Below are 24,954 nucleotides of genomic sequence, written 5' to 3' on the forward strand. Positions count from 1 at the left end.
GCTGCGCGCTCATCGACACGTCAACCGCGCCGGTGCGTCGCGTCAGAACCCCTGCGAGACGACGCGCTCGATCGTATGCGTGGAGATGTTGCCGGCGACGACCTCTGGATCTCGCAGCAGCGCCTGGTGCAGCGGGATGTTCGTGCGGATGCCGCCGATGATGAACTCGTCGAGCGCGCACCGGAGCCTGGCGATCGCCTCGGCCCGGTTCGCGCCGTGCGCGATCACCTTGGCCACCAGCGAATCGTAGGAGCTTGGAACGCGGAAACCGCCGTACACGCCGGAATCGACGCGGATCCCGACGCCGCCCGGCGAGTGGTACTCCGTGATGAGGCCCGGCCACGGCACGAACGAGCGCGCATCCTCGGCGTTGATCCGGCACTCGATGGCGTGGCCCCGGAAGCTCCACGGCCGCGTGTCGGGCAGCGAGAGGCGCTCGCCTGCAGCGGCGAGGATCTGCTGCGCGACAAGATCGACGCCGGTCACCATCTCGGTGACCGGGTGCTCGACCTGGACGCGGGTGTTCATCTCCATGAAGAAGAGCTCGCCTCGCTCATCCATCAGGAACTCGAGCGTGCCCAGGCCGGTGTAGCCGGTCTCGAGGATCGCAGCCCGGAGGATGTCGCCCATCCGGGAGCGCTTCTCGTTGTCCATCGCCGGGCTGGGCGACTCCTCCATCACCTTCTGGTGCCGGCGCTGGAGCGAGCACTCGCGCTCGCCGAGCGTCCACACGCCCCCGTGCTGATCCGCGAGCACCTGGAACTCGATGTGGCGCGGCGCCTCGACGTAGCGCTCGAGGTAGACGTCCGGGTTCTTGAAGCCGCTCAGGGCCTCCTGCGTCGCGATCTCGAACGAGCGCTGCACCTCGCTGGCCTCGCGGACGATGCGCATGCCCCTGCCGCCGCCGCCGCCGGAGGCCTTCAGGATCACCGGATAACCGACGCGGTCGGCCTGCTCGGCCGCGTCCGCGGCGCTCTTGAGCACGCCCGTGCCGCTGAGCATGGGGATGCCGAAGCGCTTGGCGACCTCGCGCGCGGACACCTTGTCGCCCCAGGTCCGCATCGCCTCCGCGGTCGGCCCGATGAAGGTGAGGCGGCACTTCTTGCAAAGCTCGGCGAACTTCGCGTTCTCCGAGAGGAACCCGTAGCCCGGGTGGATCGCGTCGGCGCCCGTGACCTCCGCCGCCGCGATGATCTGCGGGATGTTGAGGTAGCTCTTCGACGCCTCGGCCGGACCGACGCACACGGCCTCGTCCGCGAACCGGACGTGCAGCGCCGCGGCGTCCGCCTCGGAGTGGATGGCTACCGTGCGGATGCCGAGCAGGCGGCAGGCGCGGATGACACGCATCGCGATCTCGCCGCGATTGGCGATCAGGATCTTCTGGAACACGGCACCCTCGCCCGGGCAGCGCTAGCTGCGCCGCACCTTGAAGAGACGCTGCCCGAACTCGACCGGCTTGCCGTTGTCGACGAGGATCTCGACGATCGTGCCCGGAGAGTCCGCCTCGATCTCGTTCATCAGCTTCATCGCCTCGATGATGCAGAGCGCCTGACCCACGCGGATCGCGCTGCCCACATCGACGAACGGGGGCGCATCGGGCGACGGCGATCGGTAGAACGTGCCGACGAACGGCGACGTCACATAGGAGATCCCCTCGTCGCTCGCCGCCGCCGCGGCAGGGGCCGCCGGCGCGGGCGCTGCGGCCGGCGCGGGTGCCGCCGCGGGCGGCGCCGCCGGCGGCGCGACCGGCGCGCTGTGGATCTGGAAGGCGGCGGGCGCGAGGTGCGGCGCCGCGCCCTGCGGGATGACGCCTCCGCGCGTGAGGCGAATGCGAACGTGTTCGTCCTCGAACTCGAAGTCGCTCACGTTGCGCTTCTCTAAGATGCGTACCAGCGCCCGCAACTGCTTGAGGTTGATGTTCATGGAAGGACGTTCGGCCATCGATGTTTGCCGCCTTTCAACCAGAGTGACGGCGCATGTTCAACCTCTTTCGTCGGATCGCAGCTTCTCCAGATGCCCGAGCAGCCCGATCAGCCCGAGGACGTACGAGCTCGGACCGAAGCCCGCGACGCGCGCCATGCACGCAGGCGCGATGCGGGAGCGACGGCGGAACGGCTCACGCCCGTCCGGGTTGGAGATGTGCACCTCGACGGTAGGAAGCGCGCTCGCGCGGATCGCGTCATAGAGCGCGATGGAGGTGTGCGTGTAGGCACCGGCGTTGAGGAGGATGCCGTGGAAGCCGCGATCGCCGGCGTGGCTGATCGCGGTCACGAGCTCTCCCTCGCAGTTCGATTGCATGCACGACACCGAGGCGCCGCGGGCCTTCGCGGCCTCCTCGACGGCGCGGTGAACGTCATCCAGCGTGGCCGTGCCGTAGATCGCTGGCTCGCGCTTGCCCAGTCGATCGAGGTTCGGCCCGGAGATGACCGAGATGTTGAAGCCGCTCAGGCGAGCTCCTTCAGCAGCACCGGCACCTTGGTGCGCAGGAGGTACCGGGCCTTGCCGATGTTCGCGTCGGGCGTCATCGAGAAGGCCACGAAGTACGAGTTGTTCACGACGCGGATCAGGGTGGTGACCTTCTCCGCCTGGATCGCGATCTCGGCGGCGTTGCCCGCGTCGAGCATCTCGGCGGCGCGCTGGATCGACTTCAACACGACGCTGAACTCCGCGCCGATGGTGGTGATGTCGAACGCGGCCCCCGGCTTGGAGTAGCTGTCGACCGGGATCCCCTCGAAATCCATGAGAAGGGTCGCGATGCCGCCCTCGGTGTTCTCTACGACTTCCTTCAGCACGGCCTGGAACATGCGCCGAGATTACCCAAGCGCGGCACGATCGGGAAAACAAACGAACCTGGCCCGGCATCTCGCGCCGTATGCCGGCAGAGCCGGCTCGTCATCGTCGCCCGACCCGCTCGGGCGCGCGCGGCCAGGCCGATGGCGACCGGGCGCGCGCGGCCAGGCCGATGGCAGACGGCCGCGCGCGGCGTTGACGAGAGATGGCGCCGCGCGGCAGCGCCGCGACAGCTCGTGCCGGCCGCCTGCCATCGTGGACCAGCGCAACAGACGCAGCAGACACAACAGACGCAACCCGACACAACAGACGCAACCCGACGCGACAGACGAAGCGCGGCGAAACGTTGGACCGGGCGGGCGCTTTGCCTCTTGCATCCTGGTCCCAGCCGGGCGATTCCCGCCCCTGGGGGCCCGCTCCAAAGCACGCCTTGACCCTCGTCCAGGCGAGCGGCTAACGTGCGGCCGTTCTTTCGCCTCGCGGCAAGGTCCGGAGGCGGATCCCACCGGCGCGTCTCGCCGGGGGGCCGACGTCAAACGTGGTCGGGCGCGGCGTGCGCCGCATCCGCCATCTCATCAAGAAAAACAAGGACGGCCCAACATCTATGCGTGCTCGAGCCGGGGATCCCCCCCGCACGATGCCCCAGAAGATCCTCGCCGGGCGGGCGACGGATCCTCAGCTGCGCGGTGATCTCGTCCAGGTCAAGGTCGACCAGGTGATCCTCTCCAGGGCGCCGTCGCGCGCGCTGGCCGAGGCCATCGCCACGGGCATGAAGAAGACGCCGGTCGAAGTCGCCGTCGCCTACGACGGCACCTGCGTGGCCGACGCGAGCTCGCTCGCGGATATCGACGAGGGCAGCCCGCACTCGGTGTCGCCCGAGTTCCCGACCTACAACATCCCGATCGCGCGGCCCGGCATCGGCTTCCCCGCGCCCGTCCACCTGGAGCGCTTCGCGGCGCCGGCGCGGCTCGCCCTCACGGACGACCCGCGCCTCACGACCGTCGGCGGCATCGGCATGCTGTCGCTCGTCGTCTCGCCGAGCCAGCTCGGGCAGGCGCTCGCCACGGGCTCGGTCTGGCTCCGGCCGCCGCGCAGCGTGCAGATCCACCTCTCGGGCAGGGTGCGGCCCTTCGTCTGCGCGCGGGACGTCGCCCTCGAGCTGCTCCGCAGGAACCTCGACGAGGTGGTGCGCCGCATCGAAGGCGAGCACCACGCGCCGGTGATCCTCGAGTTCGCCGGGCCGAGCGCGCGGCTCCTCTCCGTGGGCGACCGCGCGGTGCTCTGCGGCATCGCGCCGCAGGTCGGCGCGGCGGCGGCGCTGTTCGTGAGCGACGAGAAGACGGAGGTCTTCCTCCGCGATCAGCGAAGGTCGAAGGCCCACCGCGCGCTCGTACCGGACCCGGGCGCGCCGTGCGAGGAGGTCGTCTCGATCGATCTCGGCACGGTCGATCCGCTCCTCATGGACGAGGAGGGCGTGGTCCGGCCCGTCCGCGATCTCGCCGGCAAGCCCGTGGCGCAGGTCGTCCTCGGGGGCGACTCCGGCGTGACGTTGCGCGACATGCTCGCGGCGGCGCTGCTGCTCAAGTCGAAGCGCGTCCCGTCGCGGCTCGACCTGCTCGTCGCGCCGCCGTCGCGGCAGGTGCTCGAGGTGCTCGCGCAGTCGGGCGCGCTCGTGGATCTCGTCGCGACGGGCGCGCGCATCGTCGAGCCGGACCGGCGCGTCGTCACGTCGGAGATCTACCCGCCGCCGCCCGGCAGCCTGTCGCTGCGCACCGCGGATCCGGAGCCGCGCATCGCCGGGGCGCCGTCGTTCGTCGTGGCCTCGGCGGAGACCCTGGCCTACGCGGTGGCCACGGGCGCGGTCGGCGATCCGCGGTCGTTCAAGCGGCCGGTGCGGGTGACCGTGCCGCGGGCGCTGCCGACCGACGACGTGCTGATCCTCCGCGACAAGAAGGGGGAGCAGGTGAGCACGAAGAAGCCGCCGCCGGCGCCCGCGGCGGTGCCGTGGAAGGGGCCGCTGACGCTCGACGTGCTCGCCGGCGTGCCGAAGGTGAACGGGCACGCGGCGGTCGGGGCGCGCGGGCGCGCCGCCCCTGCGCCGGCCGAGGCGCCCGCGGCGGCCGCCGCAGAGCAGGGACAGGCCGCGCCGGCGGAGGGCAATCCGGCCGGCGGCGTGGCGCTCGTCCTGTCGACGCTCGACGAGGTGCGCGCGGTCGCGGAGCGCGCGACCGATCTCTCGACGGTGCGCGCGGTGGTCGCGCCCTTCGTCCCGAGCACCGCGGTGTCGGCGTTCGCGAGCGAGGGGATCGCCACGTTCCTCGTCGGCACGGAGGCCCTCGGCAGCATCAAGGACCAGAAGAGCGTTGAGCTCCCCGCCCCCGCGCAGTGGGGCGATCGCGTCGCGGCGATCTTCGGGAGCGAGCGCGTCGAGGTCGCCTGGCTCGCGACCGGCATGGAGCGGAGCTGGACCCACGCGGGCACCGTGCGGCAGCCGCCCAGCGCGGGCAAACCAGCGAGGTAGCCGGGCCGAGATCCCGGTGGCGAGGCCGCCTCCCACAGGAGCGGAGGCGCCTTCCACCGGGAGCCCGGGAGCCGGACAGCGGCGCTCAGGGAGCCGCGCGCACGGGGGCCAGCGGGGCGAGGAGCTTGATCTCGTTCGTGAGATCGCGGAAGCGGATCTGCTGCTCGTTGATCTGCATCTCGAGGACGATGACGCGCTTCGTGATCTCGTCGAGGCGCGCCGACGCCTTCGCGAGCCGATCCGTGAGGTCGCGGCGGAGCTCGTCGGCGGTCTTGTTCTTCTCGATGGCCCTGAGGTTCTGGCGGAGCTCGTGGCTCTGCTGCTCGAGGCGCTGCTGCTCGGCGAGGATCCTGTCGCGCTCGTCGATCGCCGGGCGGAGCTTGCCCCGGATGTCCCAGGCCTGACCGAGCTGCTTGGCCACGGCCGCGTCGGCGCGCGGGTCCTTCAGGTAGCCTTGCACCGCGTCGTCGGCGAGCTGGTCGAGCCAGTCGATCTGCTGCCGGAAGAGCCGCCGCTCGTCGACGTCGAGCACCGCCGTCCCCCGGCGCGGCACGTCGATCGGCACGAGCGCGCTGCCCGTGCCGACGTTGTCCTCCGTGCCCTTCGGGGGCGCGTGCAGGCGCGTCCCGTGCAAGCGGGGGTGCTTCACGAGCGTCCTCGCCGCGAGGTCGCCGCCGTTGCGGACGGCGTACTTCGTGTGCGTGACCCAGTCGCGCTCGATCTCGAGCGCGCCGCCCTCGATCTTCGCGAGGCGCGCGCCCTCCGCGTTCTCCTCGCGCGTCGTGTCGACGGCGAGGCCCCGCTCCAGCGCGAACGGCACCGTCGTCGTGGCCCCCGGCGGCAGCGGCTCGACCATGCCCTGGCCCAGGAACGCGCCGTTCTCGAAGACGGCGATGGGGCCGCGCTCCAGCAGCCCCTTCGTGTCGTTCGTGAAGCGCGCCACCCGGAACGGGTGAGAGCTCGACGCGGGCACGCCGCCGTCGGGCGCGAACAGGAAGATCGACTCGCCGGGGACCTGCCTGGCCAGGAGCAGGACCATCGTCGCGCTCTTGTCGGGGATGTCGACAGGGAACGGGATGTCGTAGCGGGTCGTGCCCGCCTCCATCGCGACCGCGGCGAGGGCGCTCATGTTGCGCGGCGGCGAGGGGTTCATCGCCATGGGCAGCGGCGCCGGCGCCGCCGCTGACCGCTTCAACTGCGGCCCCGCGTGTTGCCCGCCGGCGCGCGCTTCTTCGCGGTCGCTCAGCTTCGGCATCGGCTTCGCGGCGGGCGCCGTGGCAACCGCGCTCCGCCTCGCGGACCGCAGGCTGCCGCCGCCCTTATCCATGTCGGGCTCGGCCTCTTCTATGAACGCGTACCCCTCGCCGGCGTCGCCCGGCGCCGCGGGCGCCGGCGCGACGGGCGGCGGTGGCGCGGCCTCGGCGGCCAGCGTCGTCTCGCTCGTCGGCACGGACGCGATCACCTCGCCCTGGTCGCTGACGACAGGGCGCGGCGGGATCGCCGCCTGGTCGAGCGTCGCCTGGAACGCGAGCGGCGCGCCCGCCACGAGCGACAGCTTCACCCCCTTCCAGTCCTCGCCCGAGAGGTTCTGCACGATGCCCCACGCCTGGAGGTGCGCCTGCTTCGAGTCCGCGCGCTGCGCGGCGCCCTGCGCCCCGCCCGCCCCCATCACGAGCCGGTACGACGGCCTCCACACCGGCGTCTCCGCCACGTAGCCGACCACGAGATCGTGCTCCCGCCCGTCGAGGGTGAGCTTCACCTTCTCGTGCTCGTCGTCGCGCCGCTTCTCCCCCGCCGCCGCGCCCTTGTCCTTCGGCGTCGGCGTCACCTCGGGCCCGAGCTCATCCGGCGCCTCGTCCTCGCCGGATCCGTCGTCGACCTCGACAGGGAACGACGCGCTCCGGACGCTGCTGCCGCCGGCCTCGATGACCGCGAGCGTCGCGAGGAAGTCGCCGACCTTCTCCTTGCGGACCCGGAAGGTCACCTGATCGGCGTCGACGAGCCCCCGGCGCTCGAAATACGCGACGCCGTTCCTGTAGATGACCACGCGCCGCAGCGCGAGCCCCGAGGCGTCCACATCGGGGCCGCGCGCGCAGCCGGCGAGCAGCGTGAGAGCGAGGAGCAGGCCGGAGCCCGCCCGCGCGACGTCGTTCCGTCTCATGAATGTCCCTGGGTTTCGCTTGCGTCAGCTGTCGGAGGGCGCCGTCGAGGCGCGGCGCCAGTCGGGCGGCAGGTCGAGAAAACCCTCGTTGCAGAGGAACTCGTAGAGCCCCTCGCAGACCTCGCCGCAGATCATGCTGAAGAGGTGGGGATCGGTGATGAAGAGGATCGTCTCGTCGCGCTCGGCGCCCGCGGTGTCGGCGAGCTGGGCGACCAGCTCGTCCTCGGCGAAGCCGACGAGCATCACCATGAGGTGGCGCTCGAACGCGGCGCGGAAGCGGGGGAACGCCTCGCTCGTCAGCTTGTACGAGTACGCCCTGCCCTCGAACGTCCGCGCGTCCTGCACGACCCGCGCGGAGATCTCGCCGAGGCTCTGGGCGAGCTGCACGCTGAAGAAGTCGACGAGCACGGCGTGGACGACCGACACGATGCGCCTGAGCTCGCTGGATCGGCGCGCGAGGAAGGCGTCCTGCATGTCCTTCGTCAGCTTCGCGAGCAGCTCGAACGACTGCTCCCGCGCGTCCTCCGACGCGAACTCGAAGCCGTCGAGCTCGGCCTCGATCCGGTTCTTGTAGCGGGTCAGCACGTAGAAGAGCGCCTGCTCGCCGTGGTGGATCACCTTCGGCGCGCCGTCGCGGCCGCGCGTCTTCTCGTGGAGCTCGGACTGGAAGAACAGGCGGGCGAGGTTCCTGTGGATCTTCTTGAGCCGCCGCTCGACGAGCAGCGAGATGCCGTCCTCGCGGATGACCCGCTCGAGCAGGGCGCAGAGCGTCTTCTCGTGCGCGTCGCGGATGGCGTCGCGGTTCTTCGCCCCGCGATCCGCGGTGCCCGCCGACGCCTGGATCACCTTCAGCTGGGCGACGACCTGCGCGGTGACCGCGTCGAGCTCGGGGTTGGTCTCGAGATCGGCGCGGTAGTGGACGATGCGGGCCTGCATCTGCTCCTCGAGCAGGCCGAGCGCCATCTCGGTGATGTGGTCCTTCAGCGCCTGGCTGACGTGCTCGCCGACGCGCCGCGGCGCGTCGGGCGGGAGCGGCCTCGGCGGCTCGTGCGCCGGCCTCCCCGCCGGTTGCGATCGGCCCGAGGGCGGCAGCGGCGGAGGGTTCCGAGGGACCGGGGCCATGACCCGACAGCATAGCGGAACTCGCCGGTGGTGTGCGGCTTTGGCGGAGCGGCGCGAGTCGGAGTAAGACGGCGGCCATGCACACGCTCGCTTCACCGATGTGCGCCTGGGGACCGGAAGGCCCACGGGCGCCCTCCTCGCCGGCCCTCTCGTCCACGGCGCCCCCGCGCCTGGATCACCGGCGCCTCGCGGCGGCGCGCCTCGCGGCGGCGCTCGCGCTCGCGCTCGCCAGCGCCGGTGCGGGCTGCTCTCGCGACGGCGACGGCCAGCCGCCGCCCGCGCGCACGCCGGAGCCCGCGGCACGGCAGGAGCCCGCGGCGGCGGCGCCGGCGGCCACGGCAGAGAGCGCCGCGACGACCGCCGCGACGGACAGGAAGGACGGCGCCGCCGGGGCGCCGGCAGGGCAGCGCGAGAGGATGAACGTCCTCGTGGTCTCGATCGACAGCCTGCGCGCGGACATGCCGTGGAACGGTTACGAGCGCGACATCGCGCCCGTGCTCACCGCGTTCGAGAAGAAGTCCGTCAGCTACACGCGCCACTACGCGATCTCGTCGTACACCTCGATGAGCGTCGGCGGCTTCCTCGCCGGCCGGTACCCGAGCGAGGTCGATCGCAGCGGCTACTTCTTCGGCAACTACCCCGACAGCGTCGTCATGTTCCCGGAGCTCCTGCAGAAGGCCGGGGTGCGGACGATGAGCGCGCACGCGCACTTCTACTTCGACCAGAAGGCGGGCTTCCGTCAGGGCTTCGACGTCTACGAGATCGTGCCGGGGCTCTCGGCCGACAACACGACCGACCGGAACGTCACGAGCCCGGGGCACCTCGAGCTCGCGATGAAGATGCTCTCCGACAAGGCGAACACCTCGGGCACCTTCTTCGCGTACTTCCATTTCCTCGATCCGCACGACGTGTACATGACGCACGAGGGGATCCCGTCGTTCGGCAAGCGCGCCCGCGACAAGTACGACGGGGAGATCAGGTTCACCGACATGCACGTGGGCAAGCTGCTGGACTTCGTCGCGCAGCAGCCGTGGGCCAAGGACACGGCGATCATCGTGACCGCGGACCACGGCGAGGCGTTCGGCGAGCACAAGATGTTCCGCCACGGCTTCGAGGTGTGGGACGTGCTCACCCACGTGCCGCTGATGATCCAGGCGCCCGGGATCACCCCGCGCCGGATCGACGTGCCTCGCAGCTCGATCGACCTGGCGCCGACGATCCTGGAGCTGACCGGCGCGCCGGCAGAGCCGTCCTTCCCGGGCAAGAGCCTCGTGCCCGAGCTCCACGGCGCGACGCCGGAGCCGCGCGACGTCATCGTCGATCTTCCGCGTACGAGCGACAACGACCGGCGCAGGGCGCTCATCCACGGGCAGTACAAGCTCATCGCGTACGGCGACGACGACGCGTTCGACCTCTTCGACCTCGTCGCGGATCCGGGGGAGACGAAGGATCTCAAGCGAACGCAGGCGCCGGTCTTCGAGGAGATGAAGGCGCTCTACAAGGAGCGCTCCGCGGCCATCAAGGACGTGTGCCCGAAGAACACGGCGAAGCTCAAGGGGAAGAAGCGCAACAAGCGGTGCTAGCGCGCGGAGCGGAGCGCGCTGCCACCGCCGAGGATCAGCGCTAGCGCGCCGGCGGGGTGACGGTGAGCGTCAGGACGTCGTCCTCGCCGGCCTCGATCCCGGCGCGCGCCACGAGGCGGGCGCCTTCGCACTCGAGGTGGAGCACGACGGGCGCCACCGCCTGGCGGCCGCACGACGGATCGCCCGAGACGCGCGCCGCGAAGGCGCTGCGCGCGAGCTCGACCGCCAGGGCGATGCCCCCGATGCGGCCCGTCGCGTCGTCCGGGGCGACCTCGCGCGCCGAGCGCGCCTCCTCGAGGCGCGTGAAGAGCGCAGGCCCGCGGATCGCGACCTCGATCGGGCGGCCCGCCGCGTCCTCGAGGACGGCGACCTCGATCTCCGCCTGACGGGGCGCGCTCTCACCCTCGGCCGTCACGACGAACCAGAGCGGGATCCGCTTCGCGCAGACCGCTGCGCCCGGGCCCGCGCGCTCGTCGGCGGGCGCGCAGCGGGGGGGCGGGAGCGCCAGGCTGAACGGGACGATCACCTCCGCCGGCGCCTCCGCGAGGGGCCGCCCCCACGCCCCCCTGTCCAGGAACCGGCGCAGCCATGCGGTGACCTCCTCGCCGACCCGCGCGCGATCCGCGCGCTGCGTCGCGAGCTGCGCCTCCGTCTCCTGAGCGGCGCGCGAGAGGACGTCGCCGGCGCTGCGCTCGCGGACGAGCTCGCGCAGCCGGTGGGTCGCCTCATCGCGGAACGCGCCCCTGGGCAGCGTCGCGAGGTACGCGGTGAGGCCCGCGGCCGTCCTGCGCTTCGCCGCGTAATAGATCGGCTCGGCCCGCGTGAGGTACGCGCGCACCTCGCCGGCGAAGGCCCCGCGCGGATGGCGCTCCAGGTAGGCCGACGCCGCCGAGAGCCGCCCCTCGAAGGTCCTCGACACGCGCGTCGCCCGGTACGCCGCGTAGTCGTCGTAGCTCGCCAGGAGCGCCGGCTTCGAGGCGCACCCGGACAGGACCGCGACGAGCGCCGCGAACGAGAGGTTCCGAGCGGAAGTCGCAAGGCGTCGGCGGGATGCGACTGCGCCACGCCCGCTCATGGCGCCTCTTCCAGTGGGCAAAAATTGCACTCGGTCGGGGTCGACGCGCCTTCGTCGGCCATGTGGCCGCGGTACTCGTCGCAGCTCGCGAACTTGAGCTTGTGCAGGCACACCTCGCCGTCGTGGACCAGCGGATAGCAGCCGGCCGGGAGCTCCGGCGCGGCCTTGAAGGCGCAGGCGGCGTCGCAGGCGCGCGTGCGCAGGCCGCACTCGTCGCACCGGGCGCAGTCGATCTGCGCCTTCAGGGCGAAGAACTTGTACGGGTCGAGCTCCTCCGGCGCCTGCCCGCAGCTGCCGATGTCGCCGACCACCGGCGCGATGCCCACGAAGAGCAGCAGCGCCGCCACGCCGGCGATCTCCTTCGCCCGGGGGCGCCCGCCTCGACGCTCGCGCTCCGGCAAGCTCATGGCAGGAGCTCGTGATCGATCATGAGCCCGATCTGCGCCGAGACGACGGGGTAGACGGTGTACGCCGCGTCGTAGGTCGCGGCGCCATAGAAGAGATCCCCGACGATCTCGCCCGAGAGCGCGACGCCCGCGAGCAGGGAATACCCGAGCCCCAGGGCGAGCTCGCCTCCCACGTTCACGTCGGGCTCGATCAGGATCGCCGCGCCGAGCCGCCCGTACCCGAGCACGCGCGTGAGGCCGCGGTAAGCGACGAAGTAGCTCGGCGTGAGCGACTCCTGGGGGACGCCGCCGACGGCGACCGAGAAGCGCAGCGCTCCGCCGTGCTGAACGCCGTCGGCCGGCCCCAGCGCGAGCGCGACCCCGAGATCGAGGTACCCCGCGGTGAGCGAGAGCGACTCCGCCGTCTCGCCGAGCTGCGTCTGCAGGCGGTAGGGGTTGTTGAACCGGATCCCCTTCCCCATCGCGACGGTCGACACGATCCGCCCCGCCGTCCCCGGTGGCCGCGCGAGCGCGCGGTACGCATCGAGCTCGGCGCCGCCGCGATCCTCGCCGGGCAACGGCGCCACGTCCCCGTCGGCGCCGCGGTCTGCGGCGGGCTGGGCCGCGGCAGCGCGCCCGGAGGATGCCCCGAGCAGAACCGCCACCAGCGCAAGCCCGGTCCGGAGTTCCAGCATGGCCACGAGCCTTCTACCCCGAGGCAGCGCCCGCTGGCACGCTCAATTGCGTCCCGGCCGCGCGCCGCGCGAGCCTCTCCGCGGCATCGCCGGCCGGCGACGGCGCCGCGCGCCCCCGGCACGGCGCTCGCCACCGCTGCGTATCCGCCCGCTTCACCTGCGGACCGGACCCTGCATGGTGAGACCACCGTGAGCAATTCAAGCACCCGAGGCAGGCAGGGCACCGCCGCACAGCCGTCGGCGCTGCGCGCGCCGCGCGCCAGCGCGACGCGGCGTCGAGAACGAGAAGATCGCAGCGAACCGGGAAGGCCCCGCAAGCCGGCCCATGAAGCCGCGACGTGGGCCGGCGCGAGCGAGCTGGACGAGCCGTTCGTCGACATGCTCGACGCCGCGGCGGCGCCCCCGCTGCGGGGCAAGGTGAACCCGCGCAGCGAGATCAGCGACGTGATCCCGACGCTCGACGACGAGGTCCGCGGCTACCACCACCACCCGAACGACGCCGGCAGCACCGAGTTCGAGGTGAACCCGGACGCCGCCGACGCCGCCGCCGACTTGGCGAGCGACCTCGGAGCGGAGTTCCTGGAAGGCGCGACGAGGGGCCAGGACATCAGCGACGTCGTGATGTCGCACGACGACGACGACGGCGATCTGCCCTACCTCCTGGAAGACGAGGACGTCGAGTCCGTAGAGCCGGACGCCGAAGGAGAGGACGAGCAACCGGTGACCCAGCGGATGCGACGGCACGCGGGCTGACAGGCAGCGCGCGCCGCGCGTGACGGCCCGAGGTCGCGGCGCGCCGTCACGCACGGCGCGCGACGAGGTCTGGCCCGGTCACGCCTGACCGAGCACGGGCAGCTCCGCCACCACCTCTCCGTCGATGCGGATGAAGGCCAGCAGACCTTCGTCCTCGTAGGCCAGCACATCGAGCACGATCCGCTCGCACAGCGGCAGCACGTACAGCGCTCCGTCGTCCGCCATCACCGTCATGGATCGCACAGGTACGCTCGCCGTGGGCAGCGCCTCTGTGGTCCGTCGTCGCGCATCCATGTCGCTTGAGCTCCCAGGCTTGAGTCGAGCTCCGGCCACCGCCGGCGCCTCGAGGCTAGAGGGCCTGCCCGTCATCTCACCAAGCGCCTTCCATGCCACGACGTTGGCGCAGCAGCGCCGGAGCCCGCGGCGTTCCACGGCGACATATGGCTTTCGCCCTGGCCCGCGCCGCTGCGTCGCTGCGGCTCAGCAGCAAGCCGCGCCGCTCCCCGCCCGCAGCGGAGCGCGGCGCGCCCGGAGCGCCGCAACACCGCGATTTCGAGCCGCCTCCGGCCTCGCCGGCGGCCGAGGCGCGCAGGCGTTCAGCCCGCACGCGCGCGGTCATCGCGGTCTTCGCGCCGTTCCGGCGTCCGGCGCCGATGCCGCGGACAGGACCTTTCGCGCGAGCTTGGAAACGCCGATATCCAGCGCGCCCGGATCGAGCCACGCCGCCTTCTCGTAGGGGGAGGCAAGCTTTGCCCGGAAGCGCCAGGGGGCCGCCACCTCGGCGCGCGCCACCGTCACGTCGAGGCGCCGGTGCGTGAGGATGTGGCGCACGCGGCCGACCTCGCGGAGCGCCGCGTCACGCGCGACGCCCACGAGCTCGAGGAGCGCGCGGGCGTCCGCGAGCGAGCGCGCCTCGACCATGGGCGGCTCCCAGAGCCCGCCGAAGAGACCTCCCTCGGCGCGCCGGACGAAGAGCACGCGATCGCCTGACCGCACCACGGCGGCGACCATCGCGACCGCCGGGACGTCGCGTTTCGGGGCGATCACCGGCAGCTCCGCCTGCCGCCCCGTGGCGCGCGCGACGCACGCGCCGTCGACGGGGCAGGCATCGCAGCGGGGATTCCGGGGCGTGCACACGGTGGCGCCGAGCTCCATCAAGGCCTGGTTGAAGCGTCCGGGATGGACGCTGTCCGCCGAGCCCCGCACGAGGCGTTCGGCCGTGGACCAGAGCTTGCGCGTGCCCGAGGTGCTGCGGATGTCGTCGTCGATGCCCTCGATGCGGGAGAGCACCCGGGCGACGTTGCCGTCGACGAGCGGCACCGGCTGATCGTACGCGATGCTCGCGATCGCGCCCGCGGTGTACGCGCCGACGCCGGGCAGGGCGAGCAGCGCGGAGACGTCGCGAGGCAGCGCGCCGTCGTGGCGCGCGGTCACCTCGCGCGCGGCGAGGTGGAGCACGCGGGCGCGGCGGTAGTAACCGAGGCCGCTCCAGAGCGAGAGCACGTCGTCGATCTCGGCGGAGGCCAGGGCGAAGACCGTCGGGTAGCGGGCGAGGAAGCGCTCGTAGTACGGGATCACCGTCTCGACGCGGGTCTGCTGGAGCATCACCTCGCTCAGCCAGATCGCGTAGGGGTCGCGCGTCCTCCGCCACGGCAGGTCGCGCGCGACGCGGCCGAACCAGGCCTCGAGGGCGGCCGCGATCTCCCGGTCGCGCTCGCCCGGGTCCGGCGCGGCGGGCGGAGTGGCGCCGGCGCCCTGCTCACCGGACGAGGCGCGGCGGCGCGGCGGGCGAGACGTCGTCCTCACGCGCGAAGGGCCCTGCCTCTGCGCTGTCGACGCGGATCGCCGAGGTCGCACGGATCGCTGAGGTTGCGCGGCTGCCGCTCGCGGTGCTCAGAAAACGCTTCCATCGCGCGGGACTCTAGCGCAAGAGCCGACCGCGGTGTCGTCCCGGCGCCCCTGCCCACCCCGGCTGCTCCCTCGGGCAGCGCGCCTCTGCGCCGCGCTGATCCTCGGGCTCGTCGCGCCTGGGTGCCGCGACGAGCCGCGCCCCTGGGAGGGCAAGCCAGGCCCCGCGGTCGTGCTCTCGGCGGCGCCGACGCACCCGACCGCGACGATCGGGACCGGCGGGCTCGCGGACGTCGACGCGGGACAGGGCGAGGGCGACGCCGGAGCGCGCACGGATCTCGATCTGCCGGTCCTCCCGGTGCGCGTCGGCGGTCCCTGGGTGCGCTGCTATGGGAACTTCAGGATCAGCGGCGATCCGCTGAAGGACGTGACGCGCCTGTCGCTGCTCTGCGGCCCGGAGAACGGCATGCGCCGGATCTCGCCGAAGCCGATCGAAGGGCAGGTGGCCGAAGGCGGCGCGATCGTCACGGAGAAGCTGCAGGCGGTCCGGGGCGCGTGTTACCGGGTGTTCGCCGTCGGCGGACCGGGGGTCCTCAACCTGGACGTCGCCGTGCGGAGCAGCCGCGGGGCGATGATCGCCAGCGACGGCACCGAGGACGCATGGCCGATCGTCCAGCCGGATCGGCCCTTCTGCCCGCTCGAGGACGACAACGCCATCGTGGAGATCAGCGCCCGCCGCGGCAGTGGCCGGTTCGCAGCGGAGGTCTGGATGCTGAAATCCTACAAGCGAGCGCGCCAAGGCGATGCCGGCACGGAAGCGGAAGCTGGAGCGGACGAGACGTACGAAATGAACAACGAGACGGACGCCTACGAGGAGCTCTGAGCTGGCGCCGCCTCGACCATCGCCCGATCCACGGACATCGCGGGCGCCACGGTTTCCGTCCGGGTCACTGCAGTGTCCGCTGCGAGAGCTCGAAGGCAGAGCTCTCTCGTCTGCCGCACGCGCGCGAAAGGCTCCCCATCGTCGTCAAAATCCGGCAGATCCATGGACCATGGCGCGACGCCGGCACCCTGCACGCACCCCTGCATTGACGTGGCCGCCCCGTCCCGCTAGGGGAGCCCGAGCCATGGCCGACGACACCGAGCCGCTCCGCGAGGACGAAGGGGACAAGGTGGAAGGCGAAGGCGAGAAGAAACGCCTCTTCGAGCGCGCTATCCCGGAGATCTTCAAGCGCGTGGTCGAGCGGGCCGTCGAGAGCGGCATCGACAAGCTCAGCGAGGGGCCCGAGAACCTCCGACACTTCGTGGGCGACCTCAAGCTGCCCAAAGAGGTCCTCCACTACCTCTATACCCAGATCGACGAGACCAAGAACGGTCTCTACCGCGTCGTCGCGAAGGAGATCCGGGATGTGCTCGAGCACACCCAGTTCGCGGACGAGATCACGAAGGTGCTGACGAAGCTCTCCTTCGAGATCAAGACCGAGATCCGCTTCATTCCCAACGAAGCGGCCAAGCGAGACGACAGCCAGGACGAGCCGAGGACCGGGTTGCCGAAGCCGGAGGTCACCGCTCAGGTGAACGTCAAAGACCGAAGCAAAGAGACCGGGCGAGACCGGCGCCGTGAGGAGAAGTGACGACGAAAAAGCTTAGGACGGGCGGCGAAGTTGACGCCTGGTGCACCAAGTGCCGCCTCGATCTTACCCATCGGATCATCGCGATGGTCGGCGACGTGGTGAAGAAGGTCGAGTGCAAGACCTGCATGTCGCACCACCTCTACCGCCAGCCGAAGAGCGAGCGGGAGAACCGCGCGGCGGCGCGCGCCTCCGCTCGGAGCAGCAGCGAGCCGCGGGCGGCGTCGAGCTCGCCGCGCGGCGGCGGCGCGGAGCGCCTCACGGCCGCCCAGCGCGCCGAGCGCGATCAGACGCTCGCGTGGGAACGCGCCATCGCGGGGCAGCCGTCCGGGGCGTTCAAGCCGTACCGCGTCACGCTGACCTTCGGCGAGGGCGAGCTGATCCACCACAGCAAGTTCGGCGACGGCGTGGTCGCGAAGGTCATCGATCGGGGCAAGATCGAGATCCTGTTCAAGGATGGCCCTCGGACGATGGCGCACGGGCAGCCGTAACGAGCGCCGCCGCGCTCGCTCGAAGCCCGAAACTTGGGGCTGCCCGCGCGATCGGGTAGCCTCGGTATCGCCTTGGACAACCCTTCGCCCCCTTCTGCGAGCGGGTCCCTGCGCGGGCGGCGATCCCGCGCTCGCTGGCCCGAGCGCGCGCTGCGTTGCGTGGCGCTCTGCGCGATCGCCGTCGAGGCGCTCTGGTACGGCATCCACGAGGTCCGCGGCTTCGGCCCGGCCCTCGCCGACGGCGTGCGCGCCGTGGTCGGTCCTGCGCCTGTCGCGTGGGCCGAGGACGTGGCGTACGGCGTCGCCGATCGGCTGAACCGGACCCTCTACCGCGACGCGGCCCCGAAGACGTTCTGGGAGCCCCCGCCCGCCGCCGCCGCGGAGGCCGTGGAGAGCGCCGAGGGCCCGGAGGCGGAGACGGTCACGTCGCCCGCCTCGTTCCAGCCGCCCTTCCCCGAGGTCGCGGCCACGGGTGACGGCGTCTGGACGCCGATCGGCGACAGCGCCGCCCGGCCCGGCGAGGCGCAGGTGCTCTGGAAGAGCGTCGTGCACCCCGACCCGAAGCGCGTGTTCGCGGCCATCGCCGTGGTGGCGATCGATCTCGGGCGCGTCGACCTCCGGCTGGTCGCGGGCACGAAGGAGCCGTTCTCGCCGGACATCCCGGCAGAGCGGCGCCCTGGCCTCGTCCCAGGAGGCCACGCCGCGGAGCTCGTCGCCGCCTTCAACGGGGGCTTCAAGGCGATGCACGGCCACTACGGGATGATGCTCGACGGCGACACGTTCCTGCCGCCGCGCGACAGGGCGTGCACGATCGCGCTCTACCGCAGCGGCGCGGTGCGGATCCGGACCTGGCCCGAGCTGCGCGACGGCGAGGCCCGCATGGCCGCGTACCGGCAGACGCCGCCTTGCCTGGTCGAGCAGGGCGAGCTCCACCACGCGCTGTACGACTCGAACCGGGACTGGGGCGCGACGGTGAGCGGCGAGACGGTGATCCGGCGCTCGGCGCTCGGCGTCGACGCGACGGGCAAGCTGCTCTTTTACGGGCTCGGCGAGGCCGTCACGGCCCGCAGCCTCGCCCGCGGGATGAAGGCCGCGGGCGCGCACGACGTGGCGGAGCTCGACGTCAACCACGCCTACCCGCGCTTCCTCCTGTACGATCGCGGCGCGGACGGCGCGGGTCCGCGCGCCAGCTCGGCGCTGATCCCGGACGTGCAGTTCAAGCCCGAGGAGTACGTCGCGGAGCCGGCGCAGCGCGACTTCTTCTACCTGCGACGCCGTCGGCCGTCGGCGCCGCTCGGGATCGCCGATCCGGCGCCCGAAAGCGACGCCCTCGACCGCGGCGGCCGGTGACCACCGGCCCTCGCCGCGCCCGGAAGAGCTCGCCTCGCTAACGGCGATCGAGCAGGTCACGCAGGCGCTGCGCGAGGGTCTCGGGGGTGAACGGCTTCTGCAGCAGCGCGAGCTCGCGATCGGGCTCGGCGCCCGCGAGGACGTCCTCGGCGTAGCCGGAGATGTACAGCACGCGGGCGCGCGGGTGGATCGCGACGGCGCGCTCGGCGAGCTCGCGGCCGTTCATGCCCGGCATCACGAGATCGGTGAGCAGGAGATCCACCGCGTCTTCCCCCTCCCGCGCGAGTATCGCCAACGCTTCCTCGCCGCTCGCGGCCGAGAGCACGCCGTAGCCGCGCCGCTCGAGCACATCGACGATGAGCTTGCGGACGGCGTCATCGTCCTCGACAACGAGCACCGTCTCGTCGCCGCCCGCCGGCGACGGCCGCGCGCGAGCGGGCGCCACCTCGGCGCGCTCCTCGACGCGCGGGAGGTAGACGCGGAACGTCGTGCCGCGCCCGAGCTCGCTCTCGACCTCGATGAGCCCGCCGCTCTGGCTCACGATCCCGTACACCGTGGCGAGGCCCAGCCCCGTGCCCTTGCCTCGCGCCTTCGTCGTGAAGAACGGCTCGAACAGGTGCGAGAGCGTGTCGTGATCCATCCCGTTGCCGCTGTCGGTCACCGAGAGCACGACGTAGGGGGGCCCTCCAGCGGCGGGCGCGTCGTCGTCGTCGCGCTCCGCTGGCGCGAACGACCTCGCCGCTGGGCTCTCGCCAGGCTCGCCCAGGGAGGTCTCGACGACGAGCTTGCCGCCCCTCGGCATCGCGTCGCGCGCGTTCACGACGAGGTTCAGGACGACCTGCTCCAGCTGGCTCTTGTCGACCCTGATCGCGCCGAGATCCCGGCCGACGTTCGTCTGCAGGTCGATGTCCTCGCCGATGAGGCGCTGGAGCATCGTCTGCATGTCGAGCACCACCGCGTTGATGTCGAGCACCTCGCGCTGAAGCGCCTTGCGGCGGCTCATCGCGAGGAGCTGCCGCGTGAGCGCCGCGGCGCGCTCCCCGGCCTTCGTGACCTGGAGGGCGTCGCGCCGCAGCGCGCTGTCGGGCCCGAGGCGGCGGATGAGGAGCTCGCCGTAGCCGAGCATCACCATGAGCATGTTGTTGAAGTCGTGCGCGATGCCGCCGGCCAGCCGGCCGAGCGCCTCCATCTTCTGCGACTCGCGCGAGCGCTCCTCGCGCTGCCGGAGCGCCTCCTCCGTGCGCCGCCGCTCGGTGATGTCGCGGACGAGGACGAGGACGTGCCCCTCGAGGAACGGCATCACCCGCGCCTCGACGTGGCGCTCTCCGCCGGCGCTCGCGACGGCGTGCTCGAGCGCGACCACGGCGCCCGCCTCGTGAGCCTCCCGGCTCGCGCGCTCGAGCCGCTCCCCGAGCTCCAGGGGGAGCACCTCGGTCATGCGCTTGCCCGACAGCGCCTCCGCCGCGACGTGGAGCTCGGAGAGCCGCGGCTGGTTGTGGTCGACGATCTGCAGCTCGGCGTCGAGGCGGAAGCAGAGATCGGGGATGGCGTGAAACAGCGCGCGGAGCTCGCCCGCGGCGCGCGCGCCCTCCCGCTCGGCGCGCCACCGCGCGATGCTCTGCCCGATCTGGCTGCCCACGGACGCAAGGACGCGGAGCAGCTGCTCGTCGCCGGGGTGCGGGGCGCGGCTCCTCAGCTCGATCACCCCGGCGACGCGGGGGCCGCACGGGATCGGGACGGCGCACGCCGCGCGCTCCCAGCTCGGCGCGCCCGCGGCATGCTCGACGGCGTCGACGACGCTGGCGCGGAACACCGGCGCGCCGCGCAGGAAGGCCTCGCCGACGAGATCGGACTCGGCGGCGACGGTCGGCCCTTGGCGGAGCACCTCCGCGAGCGCCTCGCCATCGCCGTGCGCCGCCGACCGGGCCTCGACGCAGCGGAGCGCGCTCGGTCTCGCCGCGGACCGCGGCGCGTCGCCCGCGGCGCTCGGCTCCGGCTCCGCGAGCCAGAGCGCGGCGACGTCCCAGCCGAGGTGGTCGATCAGCGCGGCGAGCACGCGCGGAGCAGCCTCCGCGAGCGAGGCCGCCTCGCGCAGCGCGCTCGTCGTCGCGAGGTGCGCGGCCAGCCGGGCCTCGGCCTGATGGACCTCGGCCAGGCCGCCTGGCGCTGCGCCGGCGTGGGCCTGTCCCCCGGGATCGGGATCGTCGTGTGGCACGTGAAGCCGCGGAGCACCCATGCGCTCAGCCGCCGGTCTTCTCTGCGGCGCCGCTCTCGAGGTGGACCGTCCAGCAGACGGCGCCGGAGGCCGGCTCACCGCCGGGCGGCCCCACGCTGATCTCCGCGCGGGCCGGCCCGACGGCACGGACATAGAGCCGCTGTCCGACGGCGCCGCGCCCGAGCGCGCAGACCGCGCGGCGCACGCGCGGATCGTCCGCCGCGACCTCCCCCTCGTCGTCGGCGGCCATGAACAGGAGCTCGACCTCGGGCTTCAAGCAAGCGCCGACCTCCCGCCAGACGTCGTAGTCGACGGACGGATCCAGGACGTCGGCGAGCTGCCCGTGGCGGGCGCGCCCGACGCGGTAGCGGAACGCGTCGCGCTTCTCCGCGCGGAGCGTGGCCCCGATCCGATCGAACCGGAGCGACAGCGCGCCGAGCGCGGCCGCCATCTTCACGGTGGGCGCGCCCAGGTTGGCCTTGTCCGGCTCCTTGAAGCGGTGCACCTGCACGCCCGCCGGCAGCACGCCGGCGAGCAGCTCCGCGAAGCGCTGGTTCATCCCGAGGCGCCCGCCGAGCAGGATCCTGAGCCCCTGGTAAGGATCCGGCTCCCGCCCGATCTTCGCCACCGCGCCCTCGAGGTGCCGGCGGACCACCTCGACCCCGTCGCGGAACCACGCGTCGATCGCGCCGCCCAGCGCGCCGCGGTCGATCGAGAGCGGCACGACGGCCGGCGCCCCGTCGAGCCCGACCAGCGAGATCCGCTCCGCGACCGGCGCGCTCGGCCCCCCCTCGAGGAGAGGCCGCAGCAGCTCCTTGAGCGCCCACGCGTTGGCGCGCCCATCGGGGGACGGAGCGAGCAGATCCTCCGCGCCCTCGATCGGCTCCTCCTCGGGCGGGCGCTCGAAGGGGATCCGGCGATCGCGCATCGCGGCCTGGCTGGACGAGTACACCCTGTAGGCGATCCGGTGGAGGAGCCGCTCGCCCCCGAGCCAGGGGATCGCCGTGGGCTCGAGGTACTCGACCATCCGCTCCAGCCCCTCTGCGGCCTCGTGCGCCTTCGCGCTCCGCAGGATGCCGAAGGCGAGCCCCGCCTCGCTGGCCCCGGCGTCGATGACGCAGAACGGGACGCCGCCGTCCCGCGGCTGGATCCCGAACATCCGGAACGCCTGGACGGCATAGGCGATCGCGGATGGCCCTGCGTCGACGACCTGCAGGCCGTCGAGGTCGTGGTACTCGCAGAGGCCCGCGGGCAGGCTCCGGAACATGCCGCGGCGGAAGGCGACGAGCACGCTCTCGCGGCGCTCGGGCGACCAGCCCGTCGGCATCGTGATCGCGTAGCGCGTGGAGAGCCCCCGCGAGCGCTGGTTCAGGTGCAGGCCGACGTAGTACGCGTAGAGCTCCAGCGGATCGAACGGGTCGTGCGCGCCGATCCCTTCCTCGTCGATGATGGGCGGCGCCGGCTTCTTCAGCGCCTCGGTCGTGTCGGGGTCGCTCCTGCCCCGGAGGCGGAACGGCTCGCCGCGCTCGGTCCGCTCGCGCAGGAGCGGCAGGGCCGGCAGGGAGGCCGCGGCGCGCTCGTGGACGTCGGCGCCCGGCCGGAGGCGCATGTCGCGCGCCGCGTGCCCGACGAGCACGTCGCCCCAGCGCGTCATGGGCAGGATCACCCGATCGCGCCACGCCTTCGTCGTCCGGGCCAGCGCCTCGAACGCCACCTCGCTCGGGTTCTCGTTGTCGGCGGACACCCGGAGCGGCGCGTCGGCGCCGATCCGGACGAACTCGGCGCCCCCTCGCTCGCCCCGGACGGCGACGACCGTCGACGCCGCGCCGACGTCCACGGCGACCCAGTCGGCGCGCACGTCGAGCCGCGGATCGCGCCGCTTCACCTCGGGCGGGATCGGGTCCTTGTCGGTCTTTCCAGTGCGGCGGTGCAGCCCGACCACGCGCCCCTGTCGGAGGATGGCGATGGACGTCGCGCCGAGGAAGCGCGCGCCGGTCCAGAAGCCCTGCGCTGGATCGACCAGCGTCGTCCCCTTCACCGGATCGAGGTTCGCGACGACCTTCGGGAAGAAATCCGCGATGTGCTCCGGCGAGGCCACCCCGTCGTAGCGCTCGACCTTGATCGGCGGCGAGTAGTAGTTCTGGAGCCCTTCACCGTAGATGCGCGGACTGACCTGGATCAGCTTCAGATAGGGGATCGGGCAAGCCTGCTCGTCCAGGCGGAACTCCTGGTAGAGCGCGGTCGGGGCGATCGTGTTCTCCATCTCGGGCGCGATCCGAGGCACGCTCGCGCTCATCTCGGTGCCGAAGTACATGAACTTCGTGCCGGCGCCGCCGGTGAAGGCGGCAATCCTGACCTCGTTGAACGTCGCCTGCCCGACGATGAGCGGCGGTAACGCGATCACGTAATCGAGCACCAGCGTCGTGAGCCAAGGTTGGTCGAAGAGGCGCGATTCCCAGCGCATGACGAGCGTCGGGAACGCGCGGCCCTCGAGGGAGACGATCTTCTCCGCCTCGCGAACCAGCGCACCATCGACGGACAGCTCGTAAACCGGCATACGTGGGCGACGTTATCACGAAGATCCCCTGCGCCGGCCCGGGGATCGCGGGAGCGGGGCGTTCGTTCGTTGTCGGCCGCTCAGGCGCTCAGGCGCTCGGGCGCTCAGGCGGCCGCGCGCCCACGCCATCGATCCTCGTGTGGGGCGTCCACGCCGCACGGCGGCGGGTGAGGGCGACGCCCGTCGTCGCTCTGCGAGGGCGTAGGCCGGCCTCGGGCGACCGTGCTAGCCTGGCGGCGTGATTTGCTTCTCCGGACCGGGAACGCTGTCATGAATCCGTTGGTCGGCGAGATCATCGACGGCAAGTACCGGATCGTCCGGCTGCTCGGCCAGGGGGGCATGGGCGCGGTCTTCGAAGGCGAGAACGTGCGCATCCGGCGCCGCGTCGCCATCAAGCTGCTGCACGCGAACATCTCGAGCCAGGCCGAGTCCGTCGCGCGCTTCGAGCGCGAGGCCCAGGCCGCGGCGCGCATCGGCTCCGATCACATCTGCGAGGTGCTCGACCTCGGCGTGCTGCCGGACGGCACGCGGTACATGGTCATGGAGTACCTCGAGGGAGAGACCCTCGGGGCCAAGATCGAGCGGATGGGGCGGCTCGGGCCCGAGATCACCGTGCCGATCATGGTGCAGGTGCTCGAGGCGCTCGGCGCCGCGCACGCCGCGGGGATCATCCACCGCGATCTCAAGCCCGACAACATCTTCGTCGTCCCGTCGAAGGCCGGCCTCAGCAACTTCGTGAAGGTGCTCGATTTCGGCGTCTCGAAGTTCTCGCCGCTCGCCGGCGCGGAGATGAGCATGACGCGCACGGGCGCGGTGGTCGGGACGCCGTACTACATGTCGCCCGAGCAAGCGCGCGGCTCCAGCCCCGTGGATCAGCGGACCGACATCTACGCCATGGGCGTCCTGCTCTTTCAGGCGACGACCGGTCAGGTGCCGTTCGATGCGGCGACCTTCAACGAGCTGCTCTTCAAGATCGTGCTCGAGCCGGCCCCCCTGCCCCAGCAGCTCGTGCCCGACCTCGACGCCGAGTTCTCCGGGATCATCCAGAAGGCGATGGCGCGCGAGCCGGGGGGCCGCTTCCAGAGCTGCGCGGAGTTCAAGAACGCGCTCCTCGCCTGGGCCGCAGCGCGGCCCAGCCTGGCCTTGCTGACCACGGGGCGGACGACCTTCCCCCGGCTGTCGCTGCCGTCCCAGCCCGAGACGGCCACCCCTCCGCCCACCCGCACCGAGCCGCCGTGGGGTGTCCAGAATGCGCCGGCCGTGCCCGGCATGGGCCAGACGCCGCAGCTGACCGCGAACTCGTGGGGCGCCTCGTCAGGGGTCACGGGCCGCTCGACGCGCCCGCCGTCCAGGATGCCGCTCCTCGCCGCGATCGCCGGGGCGGCCAGCTTGTTCGGCGCGGGCGTCGCCGTCTGGCTCGCCTTCGGACACAGCGGGACGACGGGCGCGGCGAGCGCGGATCCGAGCGCGGTCAGCGCGACGGCCATCCCGGCGCCCTCGCCCCCTCCGCCCGCGCCGACCCCCCCGCCGCCCGAGCCGATCGTCACCGCGAGCGCGACGGCCGCAGAGCCCGCGCCGCCCGTCACCGCCGAGCCCGTCGCGGCGCCGACCGCCTCCTCGGCCCAGGTGAAGCCGCCCCCGCCGCGCCCACAGCCTCCTCAGACGAAGCCGTTGCCCGTCACGAAGCCGCCGCAGACGACGCCGTCGACGAAGCCGAGCACGTCGCCCCAGAAGCCGCAGAAGCCGGGGGTGCCGGGCGACTTCGGCTACTGACGC

At 72.4% G+C, this 24,954-nt stretch carries 21 protein-coding genes; 8 read left to right on the top strand and 13 right to left on the bottom strand.

Translation table 11 applies throughout. The annotated features are described in order from the left end of the window. Positions 1–42: 42 nt before the first annotated feature. Genes accC through WMF34_RS20310 form a run of 4 tightly spaced genes read right to left on the bottom strand, consistent with a single transcriptional unit; the run spans position 43 to position 2,792 of the window. A complete protein-coding gene (accC, locus tag WMF34_RS20295; RefSeq protein ID WP_012236552.1) occupies positions 43–1,389 on the bottom strand; it encodes an acetyl-CoA carboxylase biotin carboxylase subunit in 1,347 nt (448 codons plus the stop codon). Between the two features lie 21 nt (positions 1,390–1,410). Continuing rightward, on the bottom strand, positions 1,411–1,923 hold the full coding sequence (accB, locus tag WMF34_RS20300; protein WP_157906787.1) for an acetyl-CoA carboxylase biotin carboxyl carrier protein: 513 nt from the start codon (positions 1,921–1,923) through the stop codon (positions 1,411–1,413). A gap of 57 nt (positions 1,924–1,980) precedes the next feature. Beyond that, entirely contained in the window at positions 1,981–2,448 is a 468-nt protein-coding gene (locus WMF34_RS20305; protein ID WP_012236554.1) for a type II 3-dehydroquinate dehydratase, read from the bottom strand. Continuing rightward, positions 2,445–2,792: a roadblock/LC7 domain-containing protein gene (locus WMF34_RS20310; protein WP_272099801.1), complete on the bottom strand. Its 348-nt coding sequence runs from the start codon at positions 2,790–2,792 to the stop codon at positions 2,445–2,447. The genes WMF34_RS20305 and WMF34_RS20310 overlap by 4 nt, the downstream gene beginning before the upstream one ends. 635 nt (positions 2,793–3,427) lie before the next feature. Between WMF34_RS20310 and WMF34_RS20315 the strand changes: the two genes are divergently transcribed. Then, positions 3,428–5,311, top strand: a complete 1,884-nt coding sequence (locus tag WMF34_RS20315) for an aconitase family protein (protein WP_157906788.1) — start codon at positions 3,428–3,430, stop codon at positions 5,309–5,311. Positions 5,312–5,396: 85 nt separating this feature from the next. Here WMF34_RS20315 and WMF34_RS20320 read toward each other — a convergent pair whose 3' ends face one another. Together WMF34_RS20320 and WMF34_RS20325 are read right to left on the bottom strand one after the other, a co-directional pair. Beyond that, a complete protein-coding gene (locus WMF34_RS20320; RefSeq protein ID WP_437994252.1) occupies positions 5,397–7,472 on the bottom strand; it encodes a hypothetical protein in 2,076 nt (691 codons plus the stop codon). Positions 7,473–7,496: 24 nt separating this feature from the next. Beyond that, entirely contained in the window at positions 7,497–8,594 is a 1,098-nt protein-coding gene (locus WMF34_RS20325) for a hypothetical protein (protein WP_437994253.1), read from the bottom strand. 77 nt (positions 8,595–8,671) lie between these two features. Between WMF34_RS20325 and WMF34_RS20330 the strand changes: the two genes are divergently transcribed. Next, complete coding sequence (locus tag WMF34_RS20330) at positions 8,672–10,177, top strand: sulfatase (protein ID WP_437994254.1); 1,506 nt, start codon at positions 8,672–8,674, stop codon at positions 10,175–10,177. Positions 10,178–10,217: 40 nt separating this feature from the next. Here the strand turns inward: WMF34_RS20330 and WMF34_RS20335 are convergent, their stop codons facing one another. Genes WMF34_RS20335 through WMF34_RS20345 form a run of 3 tightly spaced genes read right to left on the bottom strand, consistent with a single transcriptional unit; the run spans position 10,218 to position 12,333 of the window. Further along, positions 10,218–11,252 carry a hypothetical protein gene (locus WMF34_RS20335; RefSeq protein WP_012236560.1) on the bottom strand — a complete coding sequence of 345 codons (1,035 nt, stop codon included), beginning with the start codon at positions 11,250–11,252 and terminating at the stop codon, positions 10,218–10,220. Then, positions 11,249–11,659: a hypothetical protein gene (locus WMF34_RS20340; RefSeq protein WP_012236561.1), complete on the bottom strand. Its 411-nt coding sequence runs from the start codon at positions 11,657–11,659 to the stop codon at positions 11,249–11,251. Before WMF34_RS20340 ends, WMF34_RS20335 begins: the two co-directional genes overlap by 4 nt. Then, positions 11,656–12,333 carry a hypothetical protein gene (locus WMF34_RS20345; protein WP_231864957.1) on the bottom strand — a complete coding sequence of 226 codons (678 nt, stop codon included), beginning with the start codon at positions 12,331–12,333 and terminating at the stop codon, positions 11,656–11,658. The genes WMF34_RS20340 and WMF34_RS20345 overlap by 4 nt, the downstream gene beginning before the upstream one ends. A 189-nt stretch (positions 12,334–12,522) precedes the next feature. Here WMF34_RS20345 and WMF34_RS20350 point away from each other — a divergent pair, with 189 nt between their 5' ends. Beyond that, on the top strand, positions 12,523–13,086 hold the full coding sequence (locus WMF34_RS20350; RefSeq protein WP_012236563.1) for a hypothetical protein: 564 nt from the start codon (positions 12,523–12,525) through the stop codon (positions 13,084–13,086). A gap of 78 nt (positions 13,087–13,164) precedes the next feature. On the opposite strand, the gene WMF34_RS20355 is transcribed toward WMF34_RS20350, so the two are convergent. Beyond that, positions 13,165–13,320, bottom strand: coding sequence for a hypothetical protein (locus WMF34_RS20355; RefSeq protein WP_020736650.1), 156 nt, complete (start codon positions 13,318–13,320; stop codon positions 13,165–13,167). A gap of 381 nt (positions 13,321–13,701) precedes the next feature. Continuing rightward, positions 13,702–14,892: an A/G-specific adenine glycosylase gene (mutY, locus tag WMF34_RS20360; RefSeq protein WP_437994255.1), complete on the bottom strand. Its 1,191-nt coding sequence runs from the start codon at positions 14,890–14,892 to the stop codon at positions 13,702–13,704. A gap of 136 nt (positions 14,893–15,028) precedes the next feature. On the opposite strand from mutY, the gene WMF34_RS20365 reads away from it, so the two are divergent. The 4 genes from WMF34_RS20365 to WMF34_RS20380 all read left to right on the top strand — a co-directional run bounded on the left by WMF34_RS20365 (position 15,029) and on the right by WMF34_RS20380 (position 18,406). Next, the gene (locus WMF34_RS20365) at positions 15,029–15,817 is read left to right on the top strand and encodes a hypothetical protein (RefSeq protein WP_437994256.1); all 789 of its coding nucleotides are present in this window, start codon (positions 15,029–15,031) and stop codon (positions 15,815–15,817) included. 244 nt (positions 15,818–16,061) lie between these two features. Continuing rightward, entirely contained in the window at positions 16,062–16,568 is a 507-nt protein-coding gene (locus WMF34_RS20370) for a hypothetical protein (protein WP_012236567.1), read from the top strand. Between the two features lie 83 nt (positions 16,569–16,651). Continuing rightward, positions 16,652–17,056 carry a hypothetical protein gene (locus tag WMF34_RS20375; RefSeq protein WP_437994257.1) on the top strand — a complete coding sequence of 135 codons (405 nt, stop codon included), beginning with the start codon at positions 16,652–16,654 and terminating at the stop codon, positions 17,054–17,056. A gap of 159 nt (positions 17,057–17,215) precedes the next feature. After that, entirely contained in the window at positions 17,216–18,406 is a 1,191-nt protein-coding gene (locus WMF34_RS20380; protein WP_437994258.1) for a phosphodiester glycosidase family protein, read from the top strand. 37 nt (positions 18,407–18,443) lie between these two features. Here the strand turns inward: WMF34_RS20380 and WMF34_RS20385 are convergent, their stop codons facing one another. Next, positions 18,444–20,642, bottom strand: a complete 2,199-nt coding sequence (locus tag WMF34_RS20385; protein WP_437994259.1) for an ATP-binding protein — start codon at positions 20,640–20,642, stop codon at positions 18,444–18,446. A gap of 4 nt (positions 20,643–20,646) precedes the next feature. Beyond that, the gene (locus WMF34_RS20390) at positions 20,647–23,178 is read right to left on the bottom strand and encodes a hypothetical protein (protein ID WP_437994260.1); all 2,532 of its coding nucleotides are present in this window, start codon (positions 23,176–23,178) and stop codon (positions 20,647–20,649) included. A gap of 270 nt (positions 23,179–23,448) precedes the next feature. On the opposite strand from WMF34_RS20390, the gene WMF34_RS20395 reads away from it, so the two are divergent. Next, positions 23,449–24,951, top strand: coding sequence for a serine/threonine-protein kinase (locus tag WMF34_RS20395; RefSeq protein WP_437994261.1), 1,503 nt, complete (start codon positions 23,449–23,451; stop codon positions 24,949–24,951). Positions 24,952–24,954 lie beyond the last annotated feature (3 nt).

Origin of the sequence: Sorangium sp. So ce145 (assembly GCF_051525985.1) — a bacterium.
Classification (GTDB): domain Bacteria; phylum Myxococcota_A; class Polyangia; order Polyangiales; family Polyangiaceae; genus Sorangium; species Sorangium cellulosum_B.

Coding starts and splice junctions, on each gene's coding strand:
- accB (WP_157906787.1), bottom strand. CDS start 1,923: ATGAACATCAACCTCAAGCAGTTGCGGGCGCTGGTACGCATCTTAGAG.
- WMF34_RS20315 (WP_157906788.1), top strand. CDS start 3,428: ATGCCCCAGAAGATCCTCGCCGGGCGGGCGACGGATCCTCAGCTGCGC.
- WMF34_RS20320 (WP_437994252.1), bottom strand. CDS start 7,472: ATGAGACGGAACGACGTCGCGCGGGCGGGCTCCGGCCTGCTCCTCGCT.
- WMF34_RS20325 (WP_437994253.1), bottom strand. CDS start 8,594: ATGGCCCCGGTCCCTCGGAACCCTCCGCCGCTGCCGCCCTCGGGCCGA.
- WMF34_RS20330 (WP_437994254.1), top strand. CDS start 8,672: ATGCACACGCTCGCTTCACCGATGTGCGCCTGGGGACCGGAAGGCCCA.
- WMF34_RS20335 (WP_012236560.1), bottom strand. CDS start 11,252: ATGAGCGGGCGTGGCGCAGTCGCATCCCGCCGACGCCTTGCGACTTCC.
- WMF34_RS20340 (WP_012236561.1), bottom strand. CDS start 11,659: ATGAGCTTGCCGGAGCGCGAGCGTCGAGGCGGGCGCCCCCGGGCGAAG.
- WMF34_RS20345 (WP_231864957.1), bottom strand. CDS start 12,333: ATGCTGGAACTCCGGACCGGGCTTGCGCTGGTGGCGGTTCTGCTCGGG.
- WMF34_RS20355 (WP_020736650.1), bottom strand. CDS start 13,320: ATGACGGTGATGGCGGACGACGGAGCGCTGTACGTGCTGCCGCTGTGC.
- WMF34_RS20370 (WP_012236567.1), top strand. CDS start 16,062: ATGGCCGACGACACCGAGCCGCTCCGCGAGGACGAAGGGGACAAGGTG.
- WMF34_RS20375 (WP_437994257.1), top strand. CDS start 16,652: ATGGTCGGCGACGTGGTGAAGAAGGTCGAGTGCAAGACCTGCATGTCG.
- WMF34_RS20385 (WP_437994259.1), bottom strand. CDS start 20,642: ATGGGTGCTCCGCGGCTTCACGTGCCACACGACGATCCCGATCCCGGG.
- WMF34_RS20390 (WP_437994260.1), bottom strand. CDS start 23,178: ATGCCGGTTTACGAGCTGTCCGTCGATGGTGCGCTGGTTCGCGAGGCG.
- WMF34_RS20395 (WP_437994261.1), top strand. CDS start 23,449: ATGAATCCGTTGGTCGGCGAGATCATCGACGGCAAGTACCGGATCGTC.